The sequence below is a fragment of the Kitasatospora sp. NPDC029312 genome (assembly GCF_055569215.1).
In genome coordinates, this window is sequence record NZ_JBVHXY010000083.1 from 497 (window position 1) to 6,638 (window position 6,142).

General features: G+C 71.4%; 5 protein-coding genes. 4 read left to right on the plus strand and 1 reads right to left on the minus strand.

Annotation, left to right across the window (positions count from 1 at the left end):
- Positions 1-84 precede the first annotated feature (84 nt).
- Positions 85-1,107 carry a M4 family metallopeptidase gene (locus ACZ4WV_RS35215; protein WP_465753151.1) on the minus strand — a complete coding sequence of 341 codons (1,023 nt, stop codon included), beginning with the start codon at positions 1,105-1,107 and terminating at the stop codon, positions 85-87.
- 332 nt (positions 1,108-1,439) lie between these two features.
- On the opposite strand from ACZ4WV_RS35215, the gene leuA reads away from it, so the two are divergent.
- The 4 genes from leuA to ACZ4WV_RS35235 all read left to right on the plus strand — a co-directional run bounded on the left by leuA (position 1,440) and on the right by ACZ4WV_RS35235 (position 5,968).
- Entirely contained in the window at positions 1,440-3,236 is a 1,797-nt protein-coding gene (gene leuA / locus ACZ4WV_RS35220; protein ID WP_465753154.1) for a 2-isopropylmalate synthase, read from the plus strand.
- Between the two features lie 241 nt (positions 3,237-3,477).
- Entirely contained in the window at positions 3,478-4,149 is a 672-nt protein-coding gene (locus tag ACZ4WV_RS35225; protein ID WP_465753157.1) for a TerB family tellurite resistance protein, read from the plus strand.
- Between the two features lie 234 nt (positions 4,150-4,383).
- Positions 4,384-5,130 (plus strand): DNA repair protein RecO, encoded by a 747-nt coding sequence (recO, locus tag ACZ4WV_RS35230; protein ID WP_465753159.1) that lies wholly within the window; start codon positions 4,384-4,386, stop codon positions 5,128-5,130.
- A 4-nt stretch (positions 5,131-5,134) separates the two neighbouring features.
- Complete coding sequence (locus tag ACZ4WV_RS35235; RefSeq protein WP_465753161.1) at positions 5,135-5,968, plus strand: isoprenyl transferase; 834 nt, start codon at positions 5,135-5,137, stop codon at positions 5,966-5,968.
- Positions 5,969-6,142: the final 174 nt, after the last annotated feature.

Here is a 6,142-nt window from a genome sequence, read left to right on the forward strand (position 1 = left end):
CCGGGGACGTCTTTTGCGGCTTTCTCCCCGGACTGGGCCCTTCGGCCCCGGCCCGGAGTTCCCCGGACCGCGCCGGTGGTCCGGTCAGCCCGGGCTGATGCCCACCTGCGCCCAGGAGGCCGTCACGGTGTCCGCGATCGAGGACTGGTCGGGGTACCGGGCCTTGGCGGCGGCCACGGTGGCCCGGGCGAAGACGGTGAAGTCGGCGTCGGCGGGCAGCCGGCCGCCGGTGAGCGCGTCGTACCAGATCCGGCCGGCGCGCTCCCAGGACCGGCCGCCGAGGGCGGTGGCCAGCAGGTAGAACGCGTGGTTGGGGATGCCGGAGTTGATGTGCACGCCGCCGTTGTCCTCCGAGGTCCGCACGTAGTCCCGCATGTGCGCGGGCTGCGGGTCCTTGCCCAGCCGCGGGTCGTCGTAGGCGGTTCCGGGCGCCTTCATCGAGCGCAGCGCCACGCCGTGGATGCCGGGGGCGAGCAGTCCGGCGCCGATCAACCAGTCGGCGTCGGCGGCGTCCTGGTGCAGCGCGTACTGCTTGACCAGCGAGCCGAAGACGTCGGAGATCGACTCGTTGAGCGCGCCGGTCTGATTCTGGTACTCGAGGTTGGCGGTGAACTGGGTGACGCCGTGGGTGAGTTCGTGGCCGATGACGTCGACGCAGGCGGTGAAGTCGCCGAAGATCTCGCCGTCACCGTCGCCGAAGACCATCCGCTGGCCGTTCCAGAAGGCGTTGTCGTAGTCGCGGCCGTAGTGCACGCTGGCGTCCAGGCGCAGCCCGCGGCCGTCGATCGAGTCGCGGCCGAAGGCGTCGGCGTACAGCGTGAAGGTGTCGCCGAGGCCGTCGTAGGCGTGGTTGACGGAGGCGTCGGCAACCGGGGCCTGGCCCTCGGTGCGGACGGTGCGGCCGGGCAGCCGCTGGCTGTGGCCGGAGTCGGCGATCACCCGGTTGAGGTCCGGGTGCGCGGCGACCGGCACGGGAGCGGACAGGCGGGCCGCGCGGTGCGCGGCGTCGAGGGCGAGGGAGCGGACGGCGGGTTCGTGACCGGCCTCGGCGAGGCGGTCCAGGACGTACGGCGGGACGATCGCGCAGATCGGTACCGATTCGCTCATGTCGCCCAGAGTGAGGCCTCGATGACTCGTTGTCACCACCTTGGATGTGACCAGTTGCCGTCTCAAGGCGTGGAACGGTAGCCCGGATCACTTCGGGGGCGCGCGGCGCTGGGTTACGCTGGGGCATCATGCGCAACGGGCTGCTTCTTCTTAGCTGCCGCGTCGAGGGCCTGTAGTCCACCGGGCCGGCTCCCTCGCCGCGGGGAACGAGCTGTGCGCGGAATCGGCGATGCGACGGCGCATCACGAGCGGCAGCAGAGGCCGGCCAGTCGGTGTTGATCCCTCCCGACCCGCCCGCACCACGCATCCACAGGAAGCCGAGAGTTTTCTCCATGACCGAGCAGACCTCCGCCGCGTCCGTCCCCGCCGCTCGCGCCTTCGTCGACCGGCCGACCCCGATCACCGCCTCCTCCGTCCGCCAGCGGCCCTCGGGCATGCGGTACGGGCGCTACCTGCCGTTCGGCACCGTCGACCTGCCGGACCGCACCTGGCCGGAGAAGGTGATCACCAAGGCGCCGCGCTGGCTCTCGACCGATCTGCGGGACGGCAACCAGGCGCTCATCGACCCGATGTCCCCGGCCCGCAAGCGCAAGATGTTCGACCTGCTGGTGCGGATGGGCTACAAGGAGATCGAGGTCGGCTTCCCGTCCTCCGGCGCCACCGACCACGCCTTCGTGCGCTCGCTGATCGAGGAGGGGGCGATCCCGGAGGACGTCACCATCTCGGTGCTGACCCAGGCCCGCGAGGAACTGATCGAGAAGACCGTGGAGTCGCTGGTCGGCGCTCCGCGGGCGACCGTCCACCTGTACAACGCGACGGCGCCGCTGTTCCGCCGGGTGGTGTTCCGCAACGACAAGGCCGCCACCAAGGCGATCGCCGTCGACGGCACCCGGCTGGTGATGGAGTACGCGGAGAAGCTGCTGGGCGAGGACACCGTCTTCGGCTACCAGTACTCGCCGGAGATCTTCGTGGACACCGAGCTGGACTTCGCGCTGGAGGTCTGCGAGGCGGTGATGGACGTCTGGCAGCCGGGCGAGGGCCGCGAGATCATCCTGAACCTGCCGGCCACCATCGAGCGGGCCACCCCGAACGTCCAGGCCGACCAGTTCGAGTGGATGTCGCGCAACCTGTCCCGCCGGGAGTTCGTCTGCCTGTCCGTGCACCCGCACAACGACCGCGGCACCGCCGTGGCCTCCGCCGAGCTGGCCTACATGGCGGGTGCCGACCGGATCGAGGGGTGCCTGTTCGGGCAGGGCGAGCGGACCGGCAACGTCGACCTGGTGACGCTGGGGATGAACCTGTTCTCCCAGGGCGTCGACCCGCAGATCGACTTCTCCGACATCGACGAGGTGCGCCGCACCGCCGAGTACTGCAACCAGATGGAGGTGCACCCGCGCCACCCGTACGCCGGTGACCTGGTGTACACCTCCTTCTCCGGCTCGCACCAGGACGCCATCAAGAAGGGCTTCGACGTCCTGGAGGCGGACGCGAGGGCGGCCGGGGTGCCGGTGGAGGAGCACACCTGGGGCGTGCCCTACCTGCCGATCGACCCGAAGGACGTCGGCCGCACCTACGAGGCGGTCATCCGGGTCAACAGCCAGTCCGGCAAGGGCGGTGTGGCGTACGTCCTGAAGAACGACCACAAGCTGGACCTGCCGCGCCGGATGCAGATCGAGTTCTCCCGGATCATCCAGGCCAAGACCGACGCCGAGGGTGGCGAGGTCACCCCGGCCGAGATCTGGCGGGTCTTCGAGGACGAGTACCTGCCGACCCCGGCCAACCCGTGGGGCCGGCTGTCGCTGACCGGCTCGCGCACCCTCACCACCGAGGACGGCCGGGACGCGCTGACCGCCGAGGCCGTGGTGGACGGCGTGACGGTGACGCTGAACGGCACCGGCAACGGCCCGGTCTCGGCCTTCGCGGACGCGCTGGGGCGGATCGGGGTGGACGTGCGCGTGCTGGACTACGCCGAGCACGCGCTGAGCGAGGGCGGCGACGCCCAGGCGGCCGCGTACGTGGAGTGCGCGGTGGACGGCAAGGTGCTGTGGGGCGTGGGCATCGACGGCAACACCGTGCTGGCCTCGCTGAAGGCGATGATCAGCGCCGTCAACCGCTCGCAGCGCGGGTAATTCGTACGAGTGGTACGCGAAGGGCCGTCCTGCGGGGCGGCCCTTCGCCGTCCGCGCCGCCGATTGTGGCCTGCGCCACATTTTTTCCGATCGGAAGCCGTTCGAGGTGCTGACACGTGCCGGTAACCATGGCAACATCGATCCACCGGAAAGCCGGGGGTCGGTGGGACGGCCTCGGTGTCCGGTCGCGTGACCTGCCCATAGTTGTGCAGGCCGCCTGCCATGTCTGGGGAGTGGCGCCGTGACCAGGTTGTGGGGTTTTCGCCCGCGGTGGCGGACTGACGTTCTCGGTGACTTCTTCTGCCCCGGCTGCGGCGGGGACCGCAACTACCGCCGCCAGCACGGCCGCCGGTGGCTGCGCCTCCTCGGCGCCCCGGTGCTCCCGCTCGGGCCGGTGATCGGCAGCGTGCAGTGCACCGGCTGCCACGGCCGGTACGGCGTCGAGGCCCTGGAACAGCCCACCAGCCTGCGCCTCGGCGGGATGCTGCGGGACGGCCAGTACACCGTCGCGCTGGCCCTGCTCGCGGCCGGCGGCACCGCCCACCGGGCGGCCCGCGAGGCGGCCTGCGCCACGGTGCGCGAAGCCGGCTTCGAGGACTGCGGTGAGGCCCAGGTGCTGGCCGCGCTCGCCGCGCTGTCCGGGCTCGGCGGCGAACTCCACGACGCCCACGGCATGGGCGGCGGCCTCGCCGTGGAACTGCACGCGGTGCTCGAACCGCTCGCCCCGCACCTGGCCCGCCAGGGCCGGGAGCGCCTGCTGCTGCAGGGCGCCGCGATCGCCCTGGCCGACGGGCGCTACCTGCCGCAGGAGCGCGAGGCGCTGGCCTCGGTCGGGCGCTGCCTGGACCTGCCGCAGTCCCGGGTCACGGAGTTGTTGGAGGCGGCGACCCGGACGCCGTACGAGAACCTGTAGAGCTCCCTCCGCTCCCGCCGCCCCGCCGCCCCTCCGCTCCTGCCGAGAAGACTTTCCGAATCCCCCACAAACGGGTCCGAACCCGCCCCCGGCCCTCGGCCGGGTGGTCCCCCCACCTCGGGCCCGCCGTGACCCGCACCGCAGTGGTCCTCCCCCACGGCCCCGGTGCGGGCAACACGGCTGCCCGGCACCGGGCGCTCCGGCCGCCCCCGCGGCTGGGGGAGAATGGACCCCATGAGTCTTTTCCGGGACGACGGCGTCGTGTTGCGGGCGCAGAAGCTCGGCGAGGCCGATCGGATCATCACCCTGCTGACCCGCCAGCACGGCAAGGTGCGGGCGGTCGCGCGCGGGGTGCGCAAGACCAAGTCCAAGTTCGGCGCCCGCCTGGAGCCGTTCTCGCACGTGGACATGCAGTTCTTCAGCCGGGGGAGCGACCTGGTCGGGCGCGGCCTCCCGCTGTGCACCCAGGTGGAGACCATCGCCCCGTACGGCGGTTCGATCGTCACCGACTACGGCCGCTACACCGCCGGCACGGCGATGCTGGAGACGGCCGAGCGCTTCGCCGAGAACGAGGGCGAGCCGGCCGTGCAGCAGTACCTGCTGCTGGTGGGCGGGCTGCGCACGCTGGCGGCCGGGCTGCACGAGTCGCACCTGGTGCTGGACGCCTTCCTGCTGCGCTCGCTCGCGGTGAACGGGTACGGCGCGAGCTTCACGGACTGCGCCAAGTGCGGCCTGGAGGGGCCGAACCGTTTCTTCTCCCTCCCGGCGGGCGGGGTGCTCTGCGCGGACTGCCGAGTGCCCGGATGTGCCGTACCCTCCCCTGAGACACTGGTACTGCTCGGGGCGCTGCTGTCAGGGGACTGGCCGACGGCCGACGCCTGCGAGCCACGGTACTGGCGGGAGGGCAGCGGCCTGGTCGCGGCCTATCTGCAGTGGCACCTGGAGCGGGGCATCCGCTCGATGAGATACGTGGAGAAGTGAGCACATGGCAGCGCGACGGCTCTTCGGCGGTGGCAAGCAACGGGAGTACGTTCCCCCGGCCCCGCACCCCAGCGGCGCCCGGCCCCCGAAACTCCCCGGCGAGCTGGTGCCCAACCACGTCGCCATCGTGATGGACGGCAACGGCCGTTGGGCCAAGGAGCGCGGGCTGCCGCGCACCGAGGGCCACAAGGTCGGTGAGTCCGTCGTGCTGGACGTCCTCAAGGGAGCCATCGAGCTCGGCGTCAAGAACATCTCCCTGTACGCGTTCTCCACCGAGAACTGGAAGCGCTCGCCCGACGAGGTGAAGTTCCTGATGAACTTCAACCGGGACGTCATCCGCCGCCGCCGCGACGAGATGGACGCGATGGGCGTGCGGATCCGCTGGGCCGGCCGGATGCCCAAGCTGTGGAAGAGCGTCGTACAGGAGCTGCAGGTCGCCGAGGAGCAGACCAAGGGCAACGACGCCGTGACGCTCTACATGTGCGTCAACTACGGTGGCCGGGCCGAACTCGCGGACGCCGCGCAGGCGATCGCGCAGGACGTCGCGGCCGGCAGGCTGGACCCGAAGAAGGTCAACGAGAAGACCCTCGCCCGGTACATGTACCACCCGGACATGCCGGACGTGGACCTCTTCCTGCGCCCCAGCGGCGAGCAGCGCACCTCCAACTTCCTGCTCTGGCAGTCCGCGTACGCCGAGCTGGTGTTCCAGGACGTGCTCTGGCCGGACTTCGACCGCCGCGACCTGTGGCGCGCCTGCGAGCAGTTCGCGATGCGCGACCGCCGCTTCGGCGGGGCGATCCCGAACGAGGTCCCCACGGGGCTGCCCACCCAGCGCTGACGCTCGTGCACTGATGCGTCGGACGGCCGCTTCGTACGGCTGAGTTCGTACGGCCGAGGGGGGGGGGGGGGGGGGGGGGCGGGGCCCCCCCCCCCCTGGCTCCGCCTCCTTTTTTCGGGGTGTCCCCTCCCCCCGCACTTCTCCCAATCCTCTTCTACCCCCCCTCCACGGATC

What these genes read in the sequence shown, in the direction of transcription:
- ACZ4WV_RS35215 (WP_465753151.1), bottom strand. Translation starts at nt 1,107, where the DNA reads ATGAGCGAATCGGTACCGATCTGCGCGATCGTCCCGCCGTACGTCCTG.
- leuA (WP_465753154.1), top strand. Translation starts at nt 1,440, where the DNA reads ATGACCGAGCAGACCTCCGCCGCGTCCGTCCCCGCCGCTCGCGCCTTC.
- recO (WP_465753159.1), top strand. Translation starts at nt 4,384, where the DNA reads ATGAGTCTTTTCCGGGACGACGGCGTCGTGTTGCGGGCGCAGAAGCTC.
- ACZ4WV_RS35235 (WP_465753161.1), top strand. Translation starts at nt 5,135, where the DNA reads ATGGCAGCGCGACGGCTCTTCGGCGGTGGCAAGCAACGGGAGTACGTT.